Genomic DNA, 22,945 nt, shown 5'->3' on the forward strand with positions numbered 1-22,945 from the left:
GGGCCCGCTGCGCCGCAGGTGCGGAGCCTGGGGTTATATTCTTCGACATGAGAAATATTGTGATCGGCCCCGGTGCGCCCTCCGGGACTCCGGGATCGGCCACAATCGGCGGCGTGAACAGCCCGACCGGCTCCGCCGACGTACGCCGCCGCAACCTCTCCCTGGTGCTGCGGCACATCGCCGCGTTCGGCCCGTGCGCCCGGACCGAGCTGGCCGAGGCGACCGGCCTGGTGCACGCGTCGATCACCGCGCTGACCGCCGAACTGATCGGCAGCGGCCTGGTGCACGAGGTGGGCCTCGCCTCCTCGGGCGCGCGCGGCAGGCCGCGCCGGCTGCTCGAGCTCGCGCCCGGCAGGGTGCTGACGATCGCGATCCAGGTGACGCAGTCTCGGCTGGTCAGCGCCGGCACGGACCTGAGCGGGGCGGTGCTGTGGCGGGACGAGCGGGAGCACGGCGCCGCGTTCGGCGATCCGCGGCCGGTCGTCCGGGCGATCGCGGAGATCGTGCACGAGGCGTGGAACGAGGTCCGCGGCGCGGGAGACCGGAAGCGGGCGCAGCTCGCGCGCGTGGTCATCGCCGTGCCGGGGGCGGTGGTGGAGGACGAGGTCGTGGCTGACTCGATCCTGCTCGGCTGGCGGCGGGTGGACCTGCGCTCACTGGTGCGCGCCCAGGACCCGACCGTGAGCTGTCCGATCAGCATCGTGAACGAGGCGAACATGGCCGCGTTCGCCGAGTACCGCGCGCTGGTGGACCGCACCGGACGGGTCCCGAAGGTGTTCGCCTACCTTCGCGTCGTGCGGACCGGAATCGGCGGCGGCCTCGTGGTGGACGGCTCGGTGCAGACCGGCGGCCACGGCATGGCCGGAGAGTTCGGGCACATCCCGGTCTCGTTCGACGGACCGGCGTGCAAGTGCGGCGACCACGGCTGCCTCGTCACCTATCTCGGTGTCCGGGCGCTGCTGGTCGCGGCCGGCCTGGACCCGGACGAGTACGACGCGGACCTCGAGCGGGGCCGGGTCGAGTTCGACCGGCGGCTGCGCGGCGGCGACCCGGCGGCGGTGCGTGCCCTGGAGACCGGGGCCCGCGCGTTGGCCACGGCGCTCACCGCGGTCTGCCGCGTCGCCGACCCGGAGCAGGTCGTGCTCGGCGGGCATCTCGCGGCGTGGTCGGACTGGCTCGTCCCGAACGTGCTGCGCCACCTCGCCGGCCGACGCGCCGTCACACCCACCGACGAGCCGGTCATCAGCACCGACCTGCTCGGCGAGGACGCCACACTGCGGGGCGCGCTGCGCTACGGCTGCGAGACGGTCCTCGACGACCCGACGAGCGTGCCGCTGGTGGATGCGGACGGCGGCTGACGGGCCGTCCGTTCCCAACGCTGAGAAAGCCGTAACGCTCCGACTCTCGTCACGGACGCGTCGCGTACGGCACAGTTGCCCTCATGGTGGTGGTCGTGGTGTTTCTCGGCCTGGCATTACCGTGCTGGGCATTGACCGTGCGCGCACGGGCCCTGGGCTGGAAGATCGCCGGAGTGTTGGCCGCCCTGCTCCTGGGCGAGATATCGGTGGCCGCACACTGGATATTCCCTGGCGCCCGCGTGACGCTGCTCGTCCTGCTGGCGCTCGCGACGTCGGCGACGCTGCTCGTCGGCGTGGTTTCGAACGCCCACCCACCGGTGAGCCACCGCCGACACAATGCCGGTCGGCGGACCACGGCCGGCCTGGTGCTGTGCTACGCGTTCTGCGGCGTGACCACGCTGGCCGCGGTCGGCGCCGCGCTCGTGTACGGCGTCAACGGGCTGCCGTCCACGACGCCGCCCGCGTCGGACATACTTCCGCTGCCGTCCGGCTTGACCGTCGTCGACAACTTGGACGAGCACTGCAGCGGCGGATCTACGGTTCTGTGTCTCCGGGAGATCGATGTCGCGGGCGCCCAAGGGCAGGACCAAGCCACGATCATCGCGGAACTCGATGCGCACGCGGTGGCCCGCGGATGGCAGAGCGGCACCAGTTGCCGCACCGAGGGCGTGCTGCTGGATCGGCACCAGGAGTGCGTGAACGTCGGCCTCGCCCGGGGCCAGCTCAGCGTGCAATTGGAGAATTCGAGCGGCTGGTGATCTCGCGCGTGGCCACCATCCGTCTTCACGAGCCGCCGACCCGATCCGCGGCCCTCAGCTTGAGCGCCAGCGCGGGGCAGTCGACCACCGCCCGGCGCGCCCGTTTCGCGGCCGCCGCGGAGACCGGTCCGGAGACGATCGGATAACCCCAGTCGTCGAGCGTGATGTGGTCAGGGAGCAGTTCGGCGCACAGGCCGTGCCCCTGGCAGGCGGCCCAGTCCACAGCCAGGTCCGCTGCAGCGTTGTTTCGCATCAGACACCCTCCCTCAGTGGACGAGCTCGCGGGTCGGGGTGGGCAGCAGGGGACGCCGGTCTCCCCCGGTGCACAGGCCCGCGCGATGCGCCGCGATCTCGGTTCGGAACGTCATCAGGGCACTGCGGACGAGGCGGGCGCTGCCGTCCGGGTGGTGGCAAAGGCCGCGGCCCTCGATCATGCCGCACCAGCGTTCCAGCCTCTCGACGAGGCCTTGGTCGCGCGCGGCCCGGCGCGGGTCGGCGAGCTGCTCCAGCGCGGCGGCGATGCGCGGCAGTCCGTTGAGGCACGGACCGCACTGGCCGGCGGATTCGAGCGCCAGATAGCGCACGAGGTGCGCGGTCTCGGCCAGGCCGCAGCGATCGTTGGGCAGCGCGGCGATCAGACCGGCGCCGAGCGGCACGCCGAGCTCCGCCTCCGTCAGCCGAGCCTGCCGGGCCGGCGGCGCGGGGATCCACGAACCGTGATACCCGCCGATGAGCACGGCCTCGACCGGCTCGGCATCGGAGATCAGCGGCCAGAGCCGCGCGCCCGCGGCGCTGTGCACGACGCGCGGACGGTTCCGGCCCGGGTAGACCGTGAACAGCTGCGGGCCGGGTTCGGCCGCGGTGCCGTAGCCGCGAAACCAGTCGGCTCCGTACCGCGCGATCAGGGCCACCTGGGCGACCGTCTCGACGTTCTGCACGAGGGTCGGGGCGCCGCCGACGCCGCGCTCGCGCACCGAGTGCTCGGTGTACGAAGGCATGCCCGGGCCGCCGTTCAGCGTCGAGACGAGCGCCGCGGACTCGCCCGCGATGAACCGGCCGGGCACCTCGGCGAGCTCGATACTCACGCCGTCGTGCCGCACGTCGCGCTCCTTCACGGCATCGCGCAACCGGCGCACGAGGTCGCCCCGGCCGTTCGGCGCGCCCGCCTCGACCGCCAGGATCGCGCGCGTCGCCCGCAGCTCCCGGCCGAGCAGCACCAGGCCGTCCAGCACCAGGTGCGGGGCCAGCCAGAGCAGGTGCTTGTCCTTGTGGCTGGCCGGTTCTCCCTCGCAGCCGTTGGCGATGATCGTCGGGGCGATCCGGCGGGCCCGCGCCGCGCCGGAGACCGAGACGATCTTGCGGTACAGCGGGAACCCGGCGCCGCCGCGGCCGCGGACCCCGGCGTGACCGAGCAGCGCGGCGAGCTCGCCGAGCGGCAGCCGGCCCGGATCCGGCAGCGCGCCGTAATACGCACGGTGCTCGGCAGAATTCAGCGGGTGCGTCGGCAGTAGTCCTGCTTCGGCGTGCCGAGTCTGCGGCACGACGGTCTCGGTGGCGTTGTCGGTGGCTGTCATACGCGGACTCCGCTCCTCGTGGTCTGCAGAACTTGGGCCGGGGTACGGCGGGACCGCTCGATCTGGACCGCGATGCGCCAGCCGAGCGCGCCGAGGACGGCGAGCACGCAGGCGATCGTCAGCCAGAGCTGCCAGCCGGTCATCACCGCGCCGCTACCGGCGCCGAGGCCGATCGAGTGCGCGATCGCGATGGGCCAGAACGCGTAGGCGAGCCAGTGCACCACCCGCCAGAAGCGCGGGCTGATCCGGTCGCGCAGCAGGCTGGTGACGACGAGCGCGATCATCAGGTCGACCGCCACGGCGCCGAGGCCGATCCACAGCGGCTCGTAGCTCGAGGCGAACGGGATGAACGTCGAGATCACCGAGATGTTCACGTAGCTGTCGAGGATCGCGGTGCCGATGTGCACCGCGAGGAAGACCATGGACAGCAGCGAGATCGAGCGGTGCAGGGCCACGACGCTGAAGCGCGGCAGCCCGGGCAGCCGTCCCTGGCCGACGACGGCGATGCCGAGCAGCATCACCATCGTGTAGAGCACCAGGGTGACGATGCCGGTGCCCTGCGAGGTGTACCAGAGCACTGTCGAGTTCATGCCCACGCCACCTCGGCGTCCCGCGGCCAGCCGGGCGTGTAGACGATCGGCCCGCCGTTCTCCGGCACCAGCCGCGCGGGCAGTCCGTGCATGGTCAGCCAGGCCGGGGCCTTCACGCCGAGCAGGATCGCGGCCGTGGACGCGGTGTTCGCGTCCAGGCAGTTGCCCGCGGCCACGCTGACCGTGCGCCAGGGCGTCGCCGCCGGCAGGCCGGTGCGCGGGTCGAGGATGTGGTGCAGCAGGTCCCCGCCGCGCAGCCAGCGCCGCGACGCGATGCCGGAGGTGGCCAGGCCGCCGTCCGTGATGCTGATCTCGGCCTCCGGCCCCAGCTCGGCCGGGGACTGCGGCACCTCGGTGGCCACGCCGGCCGCGGTGCGCACGTCGGTGCGGTCGCGCACCGTGATCCGCCAGCACCGCTCGCCGTCCGAGCGCAGCGGCGGCTGACCGGCCACGGCGATGTCCCCGCCGAGCGCCACCAGCACGCCGCACTCGGCGACCTTGGCGAGCTCGGTGGCGGCGCTGTCGGCGGCCCAGGCCTTGGCGGTGGCGCCGAGGTCCAGCGTGATCCCCTCGCGCAGCCGCAGGATACAGGGGCCTGACACGCCGTCGGCGGGCCGCTCGAGGTCGACCAGGTGCCAGCCCGGCACCGGCCGCAGCGTGACCCGGATCGGGGCGCCGTCCGGCTCCATCAGCTCGAAGTCGCGGTCGTAGCCGACCGCGGCCATCGCGGCGCCGACGGTCGGGTCGACGAGCCCGTCGGTCAGCCTGGCCGCCCGGATCGCCGCGGCGAGCGCGTCGGCCAGCAGCGGGCTGATCTGCACCGGCCCGGTGGCGCGGCAGACCGTGGAGATCTCCGAGTCGCGGCGGAACCGGCTGCACGCGCCGTCCACCGCGTCGAGCCAGGCCGTCAGCCGGGTCCGGCACAGGTCGAGCTTGCCCGGATCGGCGACGACGAGCCGTACCGAGCAGCCGAGCGCGCGCCATTCCGCGCCGGCCGGGGCGAGGGGTTCCGTCTGAATGGTCATCACGAGCTCCCTGAATTCGCGTCGCTGCTGCCTGAGGAGGAATTGGAACCGCTCGAGGAACCGGAGCCCGAAGTAGTCGAGCTCGAACCCGTGCTGCTGCTCGCCGTCGGCGTGGACGAGGAGGTGGTGAGCGTGCTGCTGGACGAACTCGAGCCCGTCGACGAGGACGAACTGCTGCTGTGCGTCGCTTTGGGCACGGTGGCGGCCACGGCGAGCGATCCCGCGATCCCGCTCGCGGCCACGATCGCCGTGATCGTCGCGGCCCGCGCCCTGCCGTGCCGCACCGAGCGGGCGGCGCCTTCTGCGTCCATGACTCAACTCCGTCAAGGGAAGTTATCGATCTGTGACTCCAAAGCTGCACGGGCCGGATGAGAAGATCATGAATGCAGCCTGGTCTCCGGCTGACTTCCGAGATCTATGCGTGCTCTCAGGTCGGCGGACTCGCGGCCGCGGCGGTTCGCGCCGGAAATTGTAGGGAAACAGTTAAGACGGCTCCGGCTACGCACCGCGATTCTGGCGGCCGTTTCGCAAAGCTTTGCCATGAGATGATCCTTCGGCTTCCGATATGCGCCTTGTCCGGATTACGACAGTGCTCTGACCGGAAATCGCGCTTGACGCCATTTGCCGTGCCGCCTACGTTCTGAACGCCGCCCTTCGCTCGCCGATTGTTGCGCGGAGCCGCGTTTCCGTGTGCTGCCTCAATGCATATCTCATCATTCTGGAGTTCACCCATGAACCAGCCCGACAATCCGTCGGTCTACTCACGTCGCAGGTTCCTGCAGCAGGTCGGCGCGGCCGGCCTGGCCGGGGTCGGCGCCCCGATGCTCGGCGCACCGGTCGCCTCGGCGCTGACCGCCTCCGGCACGAAGCCGCAGGCCGGCTCGACCCCCATCAAGCACATCATCGTGTGCTGCCAGGAGAACCGCTCCTTCGACACGTATTTCGGCAAGTACTCGAAGCTGCCGTCCGGATACGGCATACCCGCCGGCTGGTCGAATCCGAACGGCAGCGGCGGAACGGTCAAGCCGTTCCACTTCACGAACCTGACCGGCAACGGCTACGACCCCAACCACTCGTGGAGCGCGATCCACAGCGAGTGGAATCAGGAAAGATGAATGGCTTCGACACGACCATTGGCAAGAACGCCCTCGGTTACTTCCAGGCCGCGGACCTGCCGTACTACTACTCGCTGCTGCCGAAGAACACGCTCTGCGCGAACTACTTCTGCGGAGTGCTCAGCGAGACCTACCCGAACCGGCTGAGTCGAACAGCATCACGTTCAAGAACTACAACTTCCACTGCCCTTCGAATTACTCGATTCTCGCCCTGTTCAAGAACTGGGCGACCGGCGGCGCGAACAACGAGCTGAACCAGTCGATCATCTCCGCGGTGCAGAAGTCGGCCGCGTGGTCGAGCACCGCCATCTTCGTGACGTACGACGAGGGCGGCGGCTTCTTCGACCACATCGCCCCGCCGCAACTCGACGCCTACGGGCCCGGTATGAGCGTGCCGATGCTCATCGTCTCCGCCTACGCCAAGCCGGACTACGTGGACACCGCGTTCTCCGACCACAGCTCGGTGCTCAAGTTCATCGAGTGCGTCTTCGCCCTGCCGACGCTCGCGTCGATCAACCACCAGTTCGACACCAGCACTCACTCGACGAACAACGCGACCGGCGGCAAGGCCTTCCCGCCGCGCGACGGCAACGCGAAGCTCAGTGACCTGACCAGTGCTTCAACTTCGCCGCTCAGGCGACGGGAAACGCTGAGATCCCCACCGGCGACTCCGCTGGCGGGCGGGGTGCCGGTGGGGATCGTCGATGCGGGCCGATCAACTGGCCAGAGGTCAGCTGGCGGGCTCCGGGGTGGTCGTGGTCTTGAAGCCCTCGAGCTTGTTCGCCGCCTCCGCGTAGGTGTTGGTGAACGTCTCGCTCATCTTCACATTGGAGGTGTTCACGCCGATCGTCTTCTCCGTCGCGAGCACCGTCTCCGGGCCGCCGGCGGGCATGATGCCGTCGGGCATGAACTGGGCCTTGTCCTGGGTCAGAGCCGTGATGTACTCGGCCTTGGTGAAGCCGTTGCTCTGCGTGTAGGCCTGCGGCAGCGCGTTCGCGATGTCGGCGGCCGAGTGGCTCGAGATCCAGTGCATCGTCGCGACCAGCGCGTCGACCACGTCCTGCGCCTCGGTCTGGTGCGCGCTGACCCAGGCGGTGGTGGCGAGCACGCCGGCCGAGGGCCACGTGCCGCCGAGCGCGGCGGTGGCGCCGGACGAGGTGGCGAGGTCGATCGCCGAGTAGCCGAGACCCTGCTGCTCGATCTGCAGCACGGTCGGCTGAGTCGTCATCAGGCACTGGGTCTTGCCGGTCTTGAGCGCGGCGATGGCGGTGGCGCCGTCGTTCACCGCGACCCGGCTGTACTGGCTCGTCGTCAGGCCGCCCTTCGAGGCCAGCAGCTGGGTCAGCTCGTCCGTGCCGGAACCGAGGTCGGTCACGCCGAGCGTCTTGCCGGACCACTGCGCGGCCGAGTGGATCCCGCTGTTCGTGGCGCACATCTCCCGCTCGCCCGGCGCGCCGGACAACTGAGCGATGTCCACGACCGACTTGCCCTTGGTCTGGAAGTCGATGGTGTGGATGTACCACGCTCCGGCCATGTCGACCTGGCCGGAGGCCATCGCCTCCTCGGCGCCGATGCCGCCCTGCGTCTCGGTGCTCAGCACCATGTTGACGCCGTACTTCTTGTAGAAGCCGAGCTGCTGGGCGAGCTCATACGGCAGGTAGATCTGCTTGTCGATACCGCCGACCATGAGGCTCACCGTCGGCATCGAGCCGGCGCCTGAGCCGCCGCTGCTCGAGCTCGAGCAGGCGGTGAGGCCGCCGGCCAGCACCAGGGAGGCCGTGACGGCACCGATGGCTGTCTTCTTGAACATGGTTCACAGAACCTTTCCGTGTCTTCGTTGACTGACGGGGTGGAACTCGGGACCCGCGGCCGCGGTCAGATCGCCACGGCCTCGGACTGGGACGGCGGACGCCAGGACAGCAGGCGCCGCTCGAGGCGGGTGAGCAGGAACTCGACGATCAGCGTGATCACCGCGATGACGAACATCGTGGCGAACACCCCGTCCGGGTTGAACTGGTTCTGCGCGGTGCTGATGACCAGGCCGAGCCCGCTCTGCGCGCCGAGCACCTCGCCGACGATCGCGCCGACGATGGCGAAGCCGAAGGCGGTGTGCAGGCTGGCGATGATCCAGGTCAGCGCGGACGGCAGGGTGACGTCCTTGACGATGCGCAGCTTCGAGGCGCCGAGCACCCGCGCGTTGTTCAGGACGTTGCGATCCACCTCGCGCACGCCCTGGAAGGCGTTGAAGAAGACCACGAAGAAGACCAGCACGGCGGCCAGCAGGATCTTCGGCGTCTGGCCGAGGCCGAACGCGACCAGGAAGATCGAGCCGAGCACGATACGCGGGATCGCGTTGAAGATCTTGATGTACGGGCCGATCACCCTGGCCATGAAGGGGCTCACGCCCAGGCCCACGCCGATCACGATGCCGCCGACGGTGCCGAGCAGGAAGCCGAGGACCGCCTCGCGCATCGTCGTGAGGATCTGCGAGTAGTACGAGCCGAACTCGGTCGCCTGGTTGCCCTCGGTGAAGTAGTTCTTCAGCTGCTTCGCGATGCCGCTGGGCTGGCCGTAGAAGAACGGGTCGACGACCTTGGTCGCGGTCAGCACCTGCCAGGAACCGATGATGAGCACGGCGAGGACGATCTGGGCGCCGATGATCTTCAGTCGGCGGGACCTGGCGACCCGGCGGCCGGAGTCGGCGGTCTTCTTCGCGGCGGACGGGACGGCGTCGGCCACGACCGTGTTCTGGCTCATGCTGCTACTCCTGCGGTCTTGGCGTAAGCGCGTTCGACTTCCTCGCGCAGCGACTCCCAGATCTGCTGGTGCAGCTCGAGGAACTCCGGCTGGAAGCGGATGTCCTGGATGGCGCCGCGCGGGCGGGGCAGGTCGATGTCGAACACCGACTTGACCGTGCCGGGCCCCGAGGTCATCACGACGACGCGGTCCGCGAGGGCGACGGCCTCCTCGAGGTCGTGCGTGATGAAGAGCACCGAGGGGCGCATCTGCTCCCACAGCCCGATCAGCTCGGTCTGCATGATCGCCTTCGTCTGCACGTCCAGGGCGCCGAAGGGCTCGTCCATCAGCAGGATCCGCGGCTCGTTGATCAGCGCCGCGGCCATCGCCACGCGCTTGCGCATGCCGCCGGACAGCTGGTGCGGGTGCCGGTCCTCGAAGCCGGCCAGGCCCACCCGGCGCAGCCAGTCGCGGGCCGCCGCCTCGGCCTCCTTCTTCTTCACGCCGCGGAAGCTCGGGCCGAGCGCGACGTTGCCGAGAACGGTCTTCCAGGGCAGCAGCGCGTCGGCCTGGAACATGAAGCTGACGCCCTCGGCGATGCCGTCGACCGGCTTGCCCGCGACGCGCACCTCGCCCTCGCTGGGCTTGTCGAGCCCGGAGACCAGGCTCAGGGTGGTCGACTTGCCGCAGCCGGTCGGTCCGACGACGGCGCAGAACTGGCCCGGTTCCACCTCGAAGTCGACGTCCTTGATCGCGGTGAAGACGTCGCCGCTCGGGGTGAGGAACCTCTTCGCCACCCCGGATATCTCGATCCGGGCGCCGGGTACGCCGGTCACGGGCTGCGTTGCCATCGTGGACCCGCCTCCTTCTCTCCATTGATCTGGGGAGGCTCACGCTAGGCAGCGTGCCGCGGACGGTCTCGCTTTCGGCGGTAACCCGCGTTTTCCGCGTTCCCGAAGGTTTTGTGCATTGAGTGCACGAGAGGAACCGGATAACGGCTTGAAACAGTTTTCTCCGCATTCCTTGCCCTGAGGGGCGGCGACCTCGCAGAATCCGGAATATGCGACGAGGCATGCGGCGGCTGTCCAGCCAGATCTTCATCGGCCAGGTTTTGATCCTGGTGGCGACGATGCTGGTGGGCTTCGCGCTGTTCGCCAAGGAGCAGCGGGCGCAGCTGGACGTGCAGTACGAGGACCGTGCGCTCACCGTCGCGCAGGCCGCGGCCGCCGATCCCGAGATCCGCGAGTGCCTCACCCCGGGCGCGCAGCCGTGCGGGAACCTCGTGCAGCAGATCGCCGCGCAGATGCAGCGCGACACCGGCGCGACCTACATCGTGGTCATCGACATGAACCGGGTGCGGCACTCGCACCCGGACCCCGCGGAGATCGGCCAGCGGGTCACCGAGCCCATCGTGACGCTCGACGGGAGCTCGCACGTGGACATTGACCCGGGCAGCCTCGGCCGCTCGGCGAACGGCAAGACGCCGCTGTACGCGCTCAACGGCACGACGATGATCGGCGAGGTCTCGGCCGGCATCCTGGAAAGCTCGGTCACCGCGGCACTGTGGTCGGTGCTCCCGGTGTACGCGGAGTGGTTCGCCGTCGCGCTGCTGATCGGCGGCGCCGCGTCCTGGCTGCTCGCGCACCGGCTCAAGAAGCGCACGTTCGGCCTGGAGCTGGACGAGATCGCGAAGCTGCTGCACGAGCGCGAGGCGGTGCTGCACGGCATCCGCGAGGGCATGATCGCCTTCGACCGGGCGGGCCGGATCACCATGGTCAACGACGAGGCGCGCCGGCTGCTCGGCCTGGGCACGACCGGGATCGGCAGCTGGATCGAGGACATCGTGCCGCCGGGCAGGCTGCGCGACGTGCTCTGCGGCACGATCGTCGGCAGGGACGAGGTCGTGCTCACGGACGACTACTGCCTGACGGTCAACCGGATGCCGGTGGTCCTGGCGGGTCGCCCGCACGGCTCGGTCGTCACGCTGCGGGACCGCACCGAACTGTCCGGCCTGCTCCGTGAGCTGGACAGCGTCAAGGGCCTCACCGACGCGCTGCGCGCCCAGCAGCACGAGTTCGCCAACCACATGCACACGGTCGCCGGGCTGCTTGAGCTGGGCGAGACCGAGGAGGCGCTGCGATTCCTGACCGACCTGCGCGGCGCGGAGATCGGGCTGACCGAGTCGCTGCGCATGCGCATCGCCAGCCCGCTGGTGGTCGGCCTGTTCCTGGCGAAGTCGGCGGTCGCGGCCGAGCGCGGGATCGAGCTGGCGCTGACCGAGGACTCGTGGCTCGGCGACATCCCGGTGAAATCTCAGGCGGTGACGACAATCCTGGGCAATCTGATCGACAACGCCTTCGACGCCGTGGCCGGGAAGTACAGCCTCACGGAGGCCCCGGGCCGGGTCACGGTCTCGCTGGTCGAGGACGAGGACGTGATCCGGATCGAGGTCGGCGACAACGGCCCCGGCATCCCCGACGGGGTGCGCGAGTCGATCTTCATGGACGGATTCTCCACGAAGCCCGGGTCCGGTACGCTGCGCCGCGGCCTGGGACTGGCCCTGGTGCACCGGCTGGTGCAGCGGCTCGGTGGCCGCATCGAGGTGAGCGCGGGCCCCGGCGCCGTGTTCACGGTGATCCTTCCGGCCGAGGTGGAACCCCCGGCACAGCCGCCGCGCGGCACGGCCCGAGCGGCGAAGGTGATGGCATGAGCGAGGTGGCGACATGAGCACATTCATCGATGCGGCGCAGGTGACGGAGACTCCGAGCGCGTCCGCCGCACGCGCGATCCGCACCCTCGTCGTGGACGACGACTTCCGGGTGGCCCGGATCCACGCCGCGTTCGTCGAGCGGACCGAGGGCTTCGAGGTCGCGGGCGTGGCGCACGGCGCCGAGCAGGCGATGGCCATGATGGACGAGGTGCGCCCCGACCTGGTGCTGATGGACGTCTACCTGCCGGACGGCGACGGCCTCGGCGTCGTCCGGGCCTTCGCCGAGCGGCCGGAGCACCCGGACTTCATCATCATCACGGCGGCCAGGGACGTCGCCACCGTGCGCGCCGCGATGCAGGTGGGCGCGGTGTACTACCTGGTCAAGCCCTTCGGCTTCCAGGCTCTCCGGGACCGCCTGGTCTCGTACCGCGACCTGCGCGCGCGGATGGCGGACATCAGCGAGGAGGCGGACCAGTCGGATGTCGACGCGCTCTTCGGCCTGCTCCGCGGGCCGACACCGATGCAGGCCGAGCAGCCGTCCAAGGGCCACTCGGCGCCCACCCTCGAACTGGTGCGCAACGCCGTGCGCGCGGCCGACGGCGACATCTCCGCGGCCGAGGTCGCCGAGCAGGTCGGTGTCAGCCGCCCGACCGCGCAGCGGTATCTCAGCTACCTGGCACAGCACGGCGTCGTCCGCCTGCAGCTGAAATACGGCGCCACCGGCCGTCCCGAACACCGTTATACCCTGGCGATGTGATTTCGCGCCGACAATGATGTGAGGAATTCCTCCGCGTCGAACATTCCTCCTGCAGAGGCCACGCCGAATCCCTTTATCTTTCCGGAAAGAATGCGGTCGACGGCTTCAACCGCGAGTGGTGCGCTGATCGCGTAAATATCCCGGCCGCTCGCGCCGGCACGCCGTTCCTCGCCGCCGGAGCACACGATGACGTCGACGAGGAAGGTCTGGTCCGAGCGGCCGCTCTCGTCGGCCGCCACCGGAGCCGCCGTGTCCGGATTCGCCACATCTGCGACGGCTTCGACCGTCATGTACGAAAGTATCTCAGGGACCGACACGTGGGTCGGAATGGTGACGGCGTCGGTCATCGTGAACTCGCCGACGACCGGCCGGGGGCCGAGCGGCTCAGGGAACTTCCATCCCAGGGTCGGCCTTTCACCGTCGTGGTACTGCAGCCTGCCGTTGGTATAGCTGCGGCTACGGCCGCCACTGCGTTCGCGGGAGACCTTGCCGGAGACGCGGGTGCCCGACGTCGGATGCCAACTGCTCAGCCCGTACGCGATGTGTACCTCGTCGGCCGAACTCCAGTCGCCGAGCGCGGCGGTGGCCAGCAGGTCGCCGAGGCCGCCGAAGAAGGCCATCGCGGGGACGACGGCGATCCCGGCGGCCAGGGCGCGGTCGCCGAACTGCGCGAAGGTATCGACGGTCGCCTCGATTTCCGCCGCGACGTCCACGTACGGAATCCCCGTGCGCAGCGCCGCCTCGACGACTGGAGCGACGGTCGCCGCGAAGGGCCCGGCACAGTTGATCACGGCCGCTGTTCCGCCGAACGCCCGGTCGAGCGAGGCGGGGTCCTCGACCGTGGCCTCGCGGACTTCGAGGCCCGGATGACGCTCCGCCAGCGCCCTGAGTTTCCCGGAGTCCCGCCCGATCGCGACCGGGACGAATCCCCGATCGAGCAGTTCGCGCACCACGAACCGCCCGGTGTGCCCGTACGCGCCGAACACCGCCACCTTCTGAACCGTTTCCATGGGTCCATCCTGCGGACGGCGGCAGCTTGGGACTAGTGTCCGGAACGACATCACCCGTACAATTTCAGACATGAGCACAGTCGCGCTGGCCGCCACCGACGGGATGCTGCATTTCGAGCTGGGCCTGGCCACCGAGGTCTTCGGAGCCGACGTGTCGCACATCGTCGAGCCCTGGTACGACTTCGCCGTCTGCGGTTCGGGGCCTGTGCAGGTCGACCGCTTCCAGCTGAAGCCGGACCACGACCTCGCCTTCCTGGCCCGCGCCGACACGGTGATCGTCCCCGCGTTCGCCGACGTGGACCACGATCCGCCGGTGGACCTGGTGGACGCGGTGCGAACTGCCCACGACGCGGGTGCGCGGGTCGTGTCCCTGTGCACGGGGGCGTTCGTGCTCGCCGCCGCCGGGCTCCTCGACGGGCTCCGCGCGACCACTCATTGGGGGCACACCGACGCGCTGGCCGCCCGCTACCCGCTCGTCGAGGTCGACCCGGATGTGCTCTACGTCGACAACGGCAGGGTGCTGACATCGGCGGGCAAGTCGGCGGCGATGGACCTGTGCCTGCACCTCGTCCGCCTCGACCACGGCCCGGCCGTCGCGAACGCCATCGCGCGCCGCCTCGTCGTGCCGCCGCACCGCGCCGGAGGCCAGGCCCAGTTCGTCAGGACGCCGGTACCGGCCCGCGACGGCCATCCGCTCGACGACCTGTTCCCGTGGGTGATGGCCCGGCTGGACGAACCGCTGACCGTCGAGGACCTGGCCCGCCAGGCGAACATGAGCTCGCGGAACCTCGCCCGCCAGTTCAACGCCGTGACCGGCACGACTCCCTTGCAGTGGCTTCTGACGCAGCGAATCCGCCGCGCCCAGGAACTGTTGGAGGGCTCTGACGCCACGATCGACACCGTCGCGGAGGCCTCCGGCATGGGCACGGCCACGACGCTCCGGCGCCACTTCCAGCGCACAGTCGGCGTGCCCCCGGATGCCTACCGCCGTACGTTCCGCGCCTAGCTGCGGAACGTACGGCGGCAGATCTCACTCAGCGGCGCTGCTGCTACTTCTTCAGCTCGATCAGTGGGCTGCGACCAGCAGACGTCTCGGCGAAGCCGACGGTCCACAGATCACCACCCGCCGCGCTGATTCCGCCGAGCACGGTGTCGCCGGTGCCGGGATCGGGCGCCGCGACGGGAGTCCAGCCGGCGGACGTGTCCTCGGCGACGACCGGCACCTGCTTGCCCTTGGCCGCGTCGTAGTTCGTGCCGACGAGCCAGGGCGTGCCGTGCGCGTCCACCGCGACGCCGGTGATGTCGCTGAACGCGGCGCCGACGTTGTGCAAGACCTGCGCGCTCCAGTGACCGTTGGCCAGGTGCTCGACGACCGGGTAGGCCTGCTGCGCGGCGTTGTCGGTCTGCCCGACCGCCCAGACCTGGCCGTCGTGCACGGTGGCGGCCGCCGCGCGGGCTGAGCCGGAGATCCTGCCGGCGCTGCTGAAGCACCGCCCGGACGTGGCCGTGCTCGACGTGCGCATGCCGCCGGGATTCCGCGACGAGAGCCTGCGCGCGGCGCTCGCCGCACGCCGGCAGATCCCCGGCCTCCCGGTCCTCGTGCTGTCGCAGTATGTCGAGCAGTCCTACGCCGCCGAACTCCTCGGCGGCGGCGCCACCGGCGTCGGCTACCTGCTCAAAGACCGCATCGGCCGCGTCGACGAGTTCTTAGACGCTCTGGAGCGCTTGGCTGCGGGCGGCACCGCGCTCGATCCCGAAGTCGTCACGGAAGTGATGACCCGCCGCCGTGGCACGCCCATCGACTCGCTCACCGCCCGGGAGCGCGAGGTGCTGCAGTTGATGGCTGAGGGGCACGACAACACGACGATCGCCAAGACCCTCGTCATCACCGAGCGGTCGGTCAGCAAGCACAGGGAACGTGTTCCTCAAGCTGTCCTTGCCGCCGACCGACAGCGGCCATCGCAGAGTCCTCGCGGTCCTCGCGTATCTGAATAATTCCCAGATCATTCTTCCGAGATCCCGGACCAGGGGGCCCGTGCCGCGATCGCCTGTCGCCAGGGCCTGATGGACTTCGGCGACACCCCGACGCCGAGCACGCCCGCCACCCGGTCCCCCGTGCGGTACGCGGCGAGGAACCTGCGCTCGGCGAGATCGCCCTCGACGACCGCTATCTGCTCGTGCCCGCGCAGATAGCCGTATGCCTGGACCTTCATGTCGTACTGATCGGACCAGAAGTACGGCACCGGCGCGAACGGTTTCGGCGAGTCGGGATTCAACAGGTTCCGGGCGACGGCCATCCCCTGTTCAGCCGCATTAGTGCGATGTTCGATGCGCATCGAGGTATCGAACAGCGGATTGTGCCAGCGGGCGACGTCGCCCGCCGCGTAGACACCGGGAGCCGCGACGCAGTACTCGTCGCACACCACACCGTTGTCCACTGTCAGGCCACTGCTTTCGAGCCACTCCGTGTTGGGCAGCGCGCCGATGGCGACCAGCACCTCATCGGCCACGATGACCGAGCCGTCCGCCAGCTGCACCTCACCGCGCGCGACGGCTGCGACGCCGACGCCGGTGCGCAGGTCCACGCCGTTCTCCAGGTGAGCCCGCGCAAGGACGGACCCGACCTCGGCACCCACCGCGTGCGCGAGCGGAACCGGTGCGGGTTCGAGCACGGTGACCTCCGCACCCAGACCCCGTGCCACGGCCGCCGCCTCCGCGCCGAGAAATCCCGCGCCGACGACCACGAGCCGCGTACCCGGTCCGATGCGCTCGCGCAGGGCGAGGGCGTCGCCGAGGGTCCGCAGCACGTGTGCACCCTCTCCCGGCAGCCGTCGAGGCCTGACGCCGGTCGCGATGATCAGGGCGTCGTACTCCAGCGACGAGCCGTCCGCCAGTGCCACCGAGCGTGCGCCGAGGTCCAGTCCGGTCGCCGACGTACCGAGCCTGAAATCCAGGCCGAGGTCTGCGAGATGCTCATCGGACCGCAGCGCGAGCCGATCGGCCTCCCACTCCCCCGCGAGGATCTGCTTCGACAGCGGCGGCCGGTCGTACGGCAGCTGCGGCTCCGCACCGACCAGCGTGATCTCGCCGCCGTAGCCCTCGCGGCGGAGCGTCTCGGCCGCGGAGAGCCCCGCCGCCGAAGCGCCCACAACTACAATTCGCCGCAACATCGAGCTCATGACTCGAGCAGCCGGATCGCCGCCGCCGGGCAGACCACCGCGGCCTCCCGCACTCCGTCCAACTGCACGTCCTCGGGCTCCCGACCTGTTCGCCTCGATCAAGCCACTGACTGGTTACGCTGCCACGTGACCGGCAACGCGTAGACGCCGTAGACGAAGCCGTCGTGCTTGAGCGGGATGTCCGCGGGCGCGGCGGCCAGTCGCAGGCCAGGGATGCGGCGGTAGAGCGTGCTGTAGACGACCTGCAGCTCGAGGCGCGCGAGCGGCTGGCCGAGGCACTGGTGCACGCCGAAGCCGAAGGCCACGTGGTGCCGCGCCTCGCGGCCGAGGTCCAGCCGATCGGGGTCGGGGAACGCGTCGGGGTCGCGGTTGCCGATGTCGTTCGCCAGGATCACGCCGTCCCCCGCGCACAGCACCTCCCCCGCGATCTCGATGTCCTCCAACGCCATCCGGATGCGGCCGGTGTGCGTGATGTTGAGGTAGCGAAGCAGCTCGTTCACGGCGCCGGCGACCAGCTCCGGATCGTCGGTCTCGCGCAGCCTGGCGAGTTCCTCGGGGTGTTCGAGGAGCGCGAAGGTGCCGAGGGCGATCATGTTGGCGGTCGTCTCGTGCCCGGCGATGAGCATGAGCACGCCCATCTGCGTGGCCTCGTCCCGGGTGAGCTCCCCCGCCGCGATCCGCGTGGTCAGGTCCGAGAGCAGGTCGTCCTTCGGATCCTTGATCTTCTCGCCGATGAGCGCGTCCAGGTACTCGATCAGCCGCAGCCGCGCGCCGTCGCGCTGCTCCGGCGTCACCGCGCGGTTGATCAGGACCTTGCTGTTGTCCTGGAAGAACCCGTGGTCGGCGTACGGCACGCCGAGCAGGTCGCAGATCACCCGCGAGGGCACCGGGAGCGCGAAGGCCTCGACCAGGTCGACGGGCTGCGGACCGGCGAGCAGATCATCGATCATCTCGTCCACGATCCGCTGCACGGCCGGGCGCATCGCCTCGATCCGCTTGATCGCGAACTGCGCCGTGACCATGCGCCGCAGCCGCGCGTGGTCCGGATCGTCCATGCCGATGAAGCTCAGCCTGGTGCCGGACGCGCTCGGAGCGATGGGGACGAGCCGGGGGAAGTCGGGGTGCGTGCTGTCGGCGCTCAGTCGCGGGTCGCGGAGCAGCGCGCGCTGCTCGGCGAAGCGGGTGACGAGCCAGGGCGTGCTGCCGTCCCAGAGCCGCACCTTCGTGATCGGGCCCTGCTGCTGCAGTTCGCCGAGCTCCGGCGGCGGATCGAAGGGGCAGCCCTCCGCCTTCCGCATCGGATAGGCGTGGATCGTCTCGGTCATCAGTCCTCCTGGACAGTGATCGCGGCGGCCGGGCAGACGCTCGCCGCCTCGCGCACGATGGCGTGCAGCGGCTCGGCCGGCGTCTCGTCGAGCAGCATCACGATGCCGTCCTCCTCGCGCTGGTCGAAGACCTCCGGGGCGAGCAGCACGCACTGGCCCGCGCCGCAGCACTTGTCCTGATCGACGGTCAGCTTCATCGTCATCGTGCTCACCACCCCAGCGGGAGGGGCTCGTCGGTGGAGATCCGTGCGGCGCCGGACGCGCTCAGCAGGCGGGTGAAGCGCGGATCGGAGAGCGCGGTCTTGACGTCCGCGTACCGGGTGAGCAGGGACGCCTCGTCGCCGCCGGGCAGGGTGACCCGGGCGACCGGGCAGCGGCCGCGCAGCGCGGACCACTCCGGCGGCGGGTCGAGGGCGGTGGGATTCGCGAAGGGGTACTCGAGGGTGGTGGTCGCCTCGGGTTGATCCACGATGGCTCCTCGGGGAGAGGTTGTCGTTCTGTGGGCAGTCAACTCCGCCCCGTAGCGTTAAGTCAAGCGTCCGACTTAATCTTTCTCGCAGAGTCCTGACGAATCACTGACAGGATTCGAGGAAAGAGCTGGTCAGGACCCGGATTCGGCCGTGTCGGGCGCCAGCAGCAAACCGGTGACGGCGTCCACCAGGAGTGTCGCGGTCCGGGCCCAGGCGGGCGCCGGCGGCTCGCCCGACCCGGCCAGCGCGCGCTCGCGGTCCGCGCACGTGTGCATGATCAGGCTCCTGACCATCTGCAGCCGCTCCCGGCGCACGTCCTCGGAGAGCCCGGACATGCCGGCATGCAGCCCTCGGAGGATCGGCCCGAGCGAGGGCGCGGTGAGCACCTCGTCGGTGGCGATGTCGCGCAGCGCGGGATCGGTGCTGACCTGGAGTGAGAAGCGGCCGTACCAGGAGGTGCGGCCGATGGCGGCCAGGTGCTCGGTGAGCGGCCGGACCAGGCACTCGACCCAGGCCCGCACGCCGTCGTCCTCGCCGACCCGTTCGGCCAGCAGGTTCCGGGACTGCTCGATCTCCGTGTCGTGCCGGTGCACGATCGCCCTGATCAGGTCGGCCTTCGCGCCGAAGTGATAGCCGACCGCGGCGTTGTTCCCCTGCCCGGCGGCCTCGCTGATCTGCCGGCTGGAGACGGCCGTCACCCCGTGCTCGGCGAACAGCCGCTCGGCCGTCGCCATGATCGCTTCCTTGGTGCCCACCGCCTGGCGCCCACGCGTTCCCACCGTCAGCATCTTAGGGCTCAACGGCGGTAATTACTGCGAATGCCGTACGCACGAGTAGCAGGAAACCGCCGGCCGACGGAGGATGTCGAGAAGCGCGGTTCGCGTCGGGTCCGGTGGGCGTCGGGAGGCATGATGACCAGTATCGCGGTACGCACATCGGCTGAGCTGGGTACTTTCGCACGGGACACGACGCCGCCCGCCTCGCACGCCTCGATGCAGGCCGACATCGGGCACCGGGACCCGATCGCGATCCTAGAGCGGCAGGCCGAGAATCGCGTGCCGGAGCTGGTGCCGATCCGGCACGGCCGAATGCTCGCCTCCCCCTTCGCGTTCTTCCGCGGGGCCGCCGCCGTGATGGCCGGCGACCTGGCCGGCACTCCCGACTCGGGTGTGCGCGTGCAGCTGTGCGGCGACGCGCACCTGGCCAACTTCGGCCTGTTCGCCTCGCCCGAGCGCCGCCTCGTGTTCGACCTGAACGACTTCGACGAGACGCATCCCGGGCCGTGGGAGTGGGACGTCAAGCGGCTGACCGCGAGCCTGGAGATCGCCGCGCGTGCCAACGACTTCGGGCGCAAGCACCGGCGGGCGATCCAGCTGGCCACGGTCCGCTCGTATCAGGACGCGATGAGGGACTTCGCGGCGATGCACGAGCTCGACGTCTGGTACGCGCAGGCGGATGTGGCCGACCTTCAGGAGCTGCTGAGGGACCAGCTCAAGAAGGCGCGTCGTAAGCAGGTTGACAAGTCCATCACCCGGGCGCGCACCCGCGACAGCCGACGGGCCATGGGCAAGCTGACGAAGCTCGAGGACGGCCGGCGGCACATCGTCGCCGATCCCCCGCTCGTCATGCCGCTGCGCGATCTGCTCGCCGATGAGGAGCGCCGGGCGTTCGAGGATCGGGCGCGCATGCTGCTCGGCAACTATCGCAGGACCCTGCAATCGGATCGTCGTACCCTGCTGGACAAGTTCGAGTACGTGGACATGGCGCGCAAGGTCGTGGGCGTGGGCAGCGTCGGCACGCGCTGCTGGATCACGCTGATGTACGGCCGCGACGACGACGATCCGCTGTTCCTGCAGATCAAGGAGGCGCAGCGGTCCGTCGTCGAGGAGTACGGCGGGATCAAGCCGGAAGCCGGGCACGCGGCGTGCCAGGGCAAGCGCGTGGTCGACGGCCAGCGGTTGATGCAGGCGGCGAGCGACATCTTCCTCGGCTGGGAGTCGGCGGACGGCATCGACGGGGCGCGGCGCGATTTCTACGTGCGCCAACTCGCCGACTGGAAGGGCTCGGCGAACGTCGACGAGATGACGCCGGGCGACCTGAGCGACTACGGCCGCCTCTGCGGTTGGACGCTCGCCCGGGCGCACGCACGCTCGGGTGACCGCGTCGCCATCGCCGCGTACCTCGGTGACGACACGACGTTCGCGCACGCGATCGCCGAGTTCGCCGCCGCGTACGCGGATCAGAACGACCGCGACTACGCGGCGATGCGGACCGCGATGAGGTCGGGTCGTATCGCCGTGGAGCCCGACCTCCGCTAGACCGTGCTCGCGCGTACGCTCTGCATCCGACATTCCGGAAAAGAGGTTGGGCGGCGCGGCGGCGCGCTGCTAGTGTCGCGGTCGGCCGTGAATTCTTTGTAGGGAGGTGAGACCCGTGAACGCAGTCACCCGCGGGTGCTCCCTCATCTCGTCACGGTCAGGCGATTGACGCAGGTGTCGCCGGGAGCGCCTTGAGATCGAGGCTCTCCTGGAAGGAGACACCGATGAACACCAAACCTTTCGCCTCCCGCCCGAGCGGACGCACGTTGCTGGTCACGCGCATCGCGGACGGTATTTGGCACGCCTTGGAGGACGACCTGGTGGTCGGCCGCGGCCACGCCGCGCGCAGGCCCGACGGACGCCTGTTCGTCAGCATCGACGCCTGGCACGACGCCGCCTTCGAGCAGCTCGCCGAGGCGATGCTGGCGGCCCTGCCCGCACCGCTGTATACGCTCGTTGACGAGGCCGACGTCGACATGGCGTCCGGCTGGCAGCGGGTCGGCTTCACGGTCCGGCGCCGCGAGTGGGAGTTCGCTGTACCGACCGACCCGCTCACTACCGGGCTCGCGGGAGTCGTCCCTCCCCCGGGCGTGACGATCGTGCCCGTCGGCGCGGCGGACGAAGGTCCGCTGCGGGCCGTGGATCGCGCGATCCGCCGGGAGGTCGCGGCTGGCGCCGGATGGCACTCGATGCCCGCTGAGATCCTGCCCCGGCGTGCGGGCGACACGATCGTCGACCCGTCGCGGTACGCGGCGGCCGCGTCGGCGGATCGCTACCTGGGATTGGTCCGGCTGGTGGCCGTGACCCGGCTGCCGCGCATCGGGCTGATCGCGGTCCGGGCCGGTGAGCAGCGGCGCGGTATCGCCCGGGCGCTGCTGGCCGATGTGCTCGGGACACTGGACCAGCGCGGTATCGCCACGGCGTCGGCCGAAGTCGACGAGGCGAACGAGGCGGCGTTGGCACTGTTCGAGGGAATCGGAAGTCGGAAGACGAGCAGCAACCTGGAGTTGGCGCGATGACGAAGCAACCGGGCAGCATCGAAGTCGAGGGTCGCGTCGTCGAGTGCCTGCGCAGCGCGATGTTCACCGTGGAGCTCGCGAACGGCCACGAGGTGCTCGCGCACATCAGCGGGAAGATCCGCAAGAACTACATCAGGATCCTGCCGGAGGACCGGGTGCTCGTGGAGCTCAGCCCGTACGACCTGACCCGCGGCCGGATCGTGTTCCGCTACCGGAACTAGTGGCGGCCGGGATCTGCCGCGGCTAGCGCTCCAAGTCCGCGATCGCCGTGGCAGAACCGGGGGCGACCTCGGTGAAGCCGGCGTCGCGGACGATCGGCAGGTCTTCGGACGCCGCGAGTGCGGCCCACTGCCCGGGCGTGGCGGCGCGGACGGCGAGGGGGAATCCGTCCGCGCGCCACTTCGCGGCCCGCTCCGCGTCCATCCGCCACCAGCCGAGCTGGGCGGCGTGGCCGGCCTGGGCCATGGCCTTGCCCGCGCTCATCTCGACGGCGGGGTTCATCCAGATCACGGGCACGCCGGGCTGGGGCGGCGGGGGCGCGGCGTCGTCGCCGAAGTCGGTGCCCGAGACCTGAAGCCGCGCCAGGTCCTTGGGCCAGGCGTCGAGTGGGATCGGCGGGTAGACGCGCACCTCGGCGGTCCGGCCGGCGACGGTGATGCCGGGCAGGGTCTCGGCGCGCCGCCACTCGGCGCCGCGGGCGCGGCGGACCACCTTGCGGATCCGGGCGTCCTGCCAGGCGAGCACCGCGGCGGACCATTCACCCTCAGGGGTGGTCGCGCGCGGGTCGGAGAGCAGGGTGAGCACCGCGCGCGCCGCGGTCTCCAGCGCGTCCGTGCGCTGGGGTACGGCCTCGCGTTCCAGCCGCACGACGAGCGGCATCACGTACTGCGGGCGCTCGTCGCGCGGGTCCCCCATTGGTTTGAACGCCGATTCGTCGACCGGCGCGCCTTCGGCCTCCTGCATGATCCCATCCTACTTCTGGCATGATTCCGGCCTGACGC

The 22,945-nt window shown here is 70.2% G+C and carries 24 protein-coding genes and 4 pseudogenes; 12 read left to right on the forward strand and 16 right to left on the reverse strand.

The genetic code is table 11. From position 1 onward, the window contains the following. The first annotated feature begins 47 nt into the window (after positions 1-47). Both VG296_RS31840 and VG296_RS31845 read left to right on the forward strand, forming a co-directional pair. Complete coding sequence (locus VG296_RS31840) at positions 48-1,358, forward strand: ROK family protein (protein ID WP_325572225.1); 1,311 nt, start codon at positions 48-50, stop codon at positions 1,356-1,358. An 83-nt stretch (positions 1,359-1,441) separates the two neighbouring features. Further along, complete coding sequence (locus tag VG296_RS31845; protein ID WP_325572226.1) at positions 1,442-2,116, forward strand: hypothetical protein; 675 nt, start codon at positions 1,442-1,444, stop codon at positions 2,114-2,116. A gap of 25 nt (positions 2,117-2,141) precedes the next feature. On the opposite strand, the gene VG296_RS31850 is transcribed toward VG296_RS31845, so the two are convergent. Genes VG296_RS31850 through VG296_RS31865 form a run of 4 tightly spaced genes read right to left on the reverse strand, consistent with a single transcriptional unit; the run spans position 2,142 to position 5,305 of the window. Further along, positions 2,142-2,369 carry a ferredoxin gene (locus VG296_RS31850; RefSeq protein ID WP_325572227.1) on the reverse strand — a complete coding sequence of 76 codons (228 nt, stop codon included), beginning with the start codon at positions 2,367-2,369 and terminating at the stop codon, positions 2,142-2,144. Between the two features lie 13 nt (positions 2,370-2,382). Continuing rightward, positions 2,383-3,690 carry an NADH-ubiquinone oxidoreductase-F iron-sulfur binding region domain-containing protein gene (locus VG296_RS31855; protein ID WP_325572228.1) on the reverse strand — a complete coding sequence of 436 codons (1,308 nt, stop codon included), beginning with the start codon at positions 3,688-3,690 and terminating at the stop codon, positions 2,383-2,385. Then, positions 3,687-4,280 carry a ferric reductase-like transmembrane domain-containing protein gene (locus VG296_RS31860; RefSeq protein WP_325572229.1) on the reverse strand — a complete coding sequence of 198 codons (594 nt, stop codon included), beginning with the start codon at positions 4,278-4,280 and terminating at the stop codon, positions 3,687-3,689. The genes VG296_RS31855 and VG296_RS31860 overlap by 4 nt, the downstream gene beginning before the upstream one ends. Then, on the reverse strand, positions 4,277-5,305 hold the full coding sequence (locus VG296_RS31865; RefSeq protein WP_325572230.1) for an FAD:protein FMN transferase: 1,029 nt from the start codon (positions 5,303-5,305) through the stop codon (positions 4,277-4,279). Before VG296_RS31865 ends, VG296_RS31860 begins: the two co-directional genes overlap by 4 nt. A 42-nt stretch (positions 5,306-5,347) precedes the next feature. Between VG296_RS31865 and VG296_RS31870 the strand changes: the two genes are divergently transcribed. After that, positions 5,348-5,677 carry a hypothetical protein gene (locus tag VG296_RS31870; RefSeq protein WP_325572231.1) on the forward strand — a complete coding sequence of 110 codons (330 nt, stop codon included), beginning with the start codon at positions 5,348-5,350 and terminating at the stop codon, positions 5,675-5,677. Positions 5,678-6,036: 359 nt separating this feature from the next. Then, positions 6,037-6,674 (forward strand): annotated as a pseudogene (locus VG296_RS33345) (alkaline phosphatase family protein). Here VG296_RS33345 and VG296_RS31880 read toward each other — a convergent pair. Further along, on the reverse strand, positions 6,616-6,771 hold the full coding sequence (locus VG296_RS31880; protein ID WP_325572233.1) for a hypothetical protein: 156 nt from the start codon (positions 6,769-6,771) through the stop codon (positions 6,616-6,618). The pseudogene VG296_RS33345 and the gene VG296_RS31880 overlap by 59 nt on opposite strands. Here VG296_RS31880 and VG296_RS33350 point away from each other — a divergent pair. Then, positions 6,728-6,859: pseudogene (locus VG296_RS33350) on the forward strand (alkaline phosphatase family protein); the annotation flags it as partial. The gene VG296_RS31880 and the pseudogene VG296_RS33350 overlap by 44 nt on opposite strands. Before the next feature lie 291 nt (positions 6,860-7,150). On the opposite strand, the gene VG296_RS31885 reads toward VG296_RS33350, so the two are convergent. The 3 genes from VG296_RS31885 to VG296_RS31895 form a co-directional block, all read right to left on the reverse strand. Next, entirely contained in the window at positions 7,151-8,230 is a 1,080-nt protein-coding gene (locus VG296_RS31885) for an ABC transporter substrate-binding protein (protein ID WP_325572234.1), read from the reverse strand. 65 nt (positions 8,231-8,295) lie between these two features. Beyond that, complete coding sequence (locus VG296_RS31890; RefSeq protein ID WP_325572235.1) at positions 8,296-9,177, reverse strand: ABC transporter permease; 882 nt, start codon at positions 9,175-9,177, stop codon at positions 8,296-8,298. Next, entirely contained in the window at positions 9,174-10,007 is an 834-nt protein-coding gene (locus tag VG296_RS31895; RefSeq protein ID WP_325572236.1) for an ABC transporter ATP-binding protein, read from the reverse strand. Before VG296_RS31895 ends, VG296_RS31890 begins: the two co-directional genes overlap by 4 nt. Before the next feature lie 209 nt (positions 10,008-10,216). On the opposite strand from VG296_RS31895, the gene VG296_RS31900 reads away from it, so the two are divergent. Both VG296_RS31900 and VG296_RS31905 read left to right on the forward strand, forming a co-directional pair. Beyond that, positions 10,217-11,866, forward strand: coding sequence for a sensor histidine kinase (locus VG296_RS31900; RefSeq protein ID WP_325572237.1), 1,650 nt, complete (start codon positions 10,217-10,219; stop codon positions 11,864-11,866). A 13-nt stretch (positions 11,867-11,879) separates the two neighbouring features. Beyond that, positions 11,880-12,623, forward strand: coding sequence for a response regulator (locus VG296_RS31905; protein ID WP_325572238.1), 744 nt, complete (start codon positions 11,880-11,882; stop codon positions 12,621-12,623). Here the strand turns inward: VG296_RS31905 and VG296_RS31910 are convergent. After that, positions 12,605-13,633 (reverse strand): saccharopine dehydrogenase family protein, encoded by a 1,029-nt coding sequence (locus VG296_RS31910; RefSeq protein WP_349259780.1) that lies wholly within the window; start codon positions 13,631-13,633, stop codon positions 12,605-12,607. The genes VG296_RS31905 and VG296_RS31910 overlap by 19 nt on opposite strands. Positions 13,634-13,703: 70 nt before the next feature. On the opposite strand from VG296_RS31910, the gene VG296_RS31915 reads away from it, so the two are divergent. Then, on the forward strand, positions 13,704-14,639 hold the full coding sequence (locus VG296_RS31915; protein WP_325572240.1) for a helix-turn-helix domain-containing protein: 936 nt from the start codon (positions 13,704-13,706) through the stop codon (positions 14,637-14,639). Positions 14,640-14,682: 43 nt separating this feature from the next. On the opposite strand, the gene VG296_RS31920 is transcribed toward VG296_RS31915, so the two are convergent. Next, positions 14,683-15,156 (reverse strand): hypothetical protein, encoded by a 474-nt coding sequence (locus VG296_RS31920; protein WP_325572241.1) that lies wholly within the window; start codon positions 15,154-15,156, stop codon positions 14,683-14,685. Between VG296_RS31920 and VG296_RS31925 the strand changes: the two are divergent. Continuing rightward, positions 15,083-15,698: pseudogene (locus VG296_RS31925) on the forward strand (LuxR C-terminal-related transcriptional regulator); the annotation flags it as partial. The gene VG296_RS31920 and the pseudogene VG296_RS31925 sit on opposite strands and share 74 nt — an antisense overlap. On the opposite strand, the gene VG296_RS31930 reads toward VG296_RS31925, so the two are convergent. The 5 genes and pseudogenes from VG296_RS31930 to VG296_RS31950 form a co-directional block, all read right to left on the reverse strand. After that, a complete protein-coding gene (locus VG296_RS31930) occupies positions 15,637-16,803 on the reverse strand; it encodes an NAD(P)/FAD-dependent oxidoreductase (protein WP_414641156.1) in 1,167 nt (388 codons plus the stop codon). The pseudogene VG296_RS31925 and the gene VG296_RS31930 overlap by 62 nt on opposite strands. Positions 16,804-16,910: 107 nt before the next feature. After that, entirely contained in the window at positions 16,911-18,137 is a 1,227-nt protein-coding gene (locus VG296_RS31935; protein WP_325572244.1) for a cytochrome P450, read from the reverse strand. After that, entirely contained in the window at positions 18,137-18,334 is a 198-nt protein-coding gene (locus tag VG296_RS31940) for a ferredoxin (protein ID WP_349259781.1), read from the reverse strand. Before VG296_RS31940 ends, VG296_RS31935 begins: the two co-directional genes overlap by 1 nt. A gap of 32 nt (positions 18,335-18,366) precedes the next feature. Next, a pseudogene (locus tag VG296_RS31945) lies at positions 18,367-18,606 on the reverse strand (cytochrome P450); the annotation flags it as partial. 132 nt (positions 18,607-18,738) lie between these two features. Further along, positions 18,739-19,395 carry a TetR family transcriptional regulator gene (locus VG296_RS31950; RefSeq protein WP_349259776.1) on the reverse strand — a complete coding sequence of 219 codons (657 nt, stop codon included), beginning with the start codon at positions 19,393-19,395 and terminating at the stop codon, positions 18,739-18,741. A gap of 123 nt (positions 19,396-19,518) precedes the next feature. Here VG296_RS31950 and VG296_RS31955 point away from each other — a divergent pair, with 123 nt between their 5' ends. From VG296_RS31955 to infA, 3 genes are all read left to right on the forward strand, one after another. Beyond that, entirely contained in the window at positions 19,519-20,925 is a 1,407-nt protein-coding gene (locus VG296_RS31955) for a DUF2252 domain-containing protein (protein WP_414641157.1), read from the forward strand. Between the two features lie 224 nt (positions 20,926-21,149). Next, entirely contained in the window at positions 21,150-21,944 is a 795-nt protein-coding gene (locus tag VG296_RS31960) for a GNAT family N-acetyltransferase (RefSeq protein ID WP_325572249.1), read from the forward strand. After that, on the forward strand, positions 21,941-22,165 hold the full coding sequence (gene infA / locus VG296_RS31965; RefSeq protein WP_325572250.1) for a translation initiation factor IF-1: 225 nt from the start codon (positions 21,941-21,943) through the stop codon (positions 22,163-22,165). The genes VG296_RS31960 and infA overlap by 4 nt, the downstream gene beginning before the upstream one ends. A 22-nt stretch (positions 22,166-22,187) precedes the next feature. On the opposite strand, the gene VG296_RS31970 is transcribed toward infA, so the two are convergent. Further along, a complete protein-coding gene (locus VG296_RS31970; RefSeq protein ID WP_325572251.1) occupies positions 22,188-22,907 on the reverse strand; it encodes a peptidyl-tRNA hydrolase in 720 nt (239 codons plus the stop codon). Between the last annotated feature and the right edge of the window lie 38 nt (positions 22,908-22,945).

It is taken from the genome of Actinospica sp., assembly GCF_035552695.1.
GTDB lineage: Bacteria > Actinomycetota > Actinomycetes > Streptomycetales > Catenulisporaceae > Actinospica.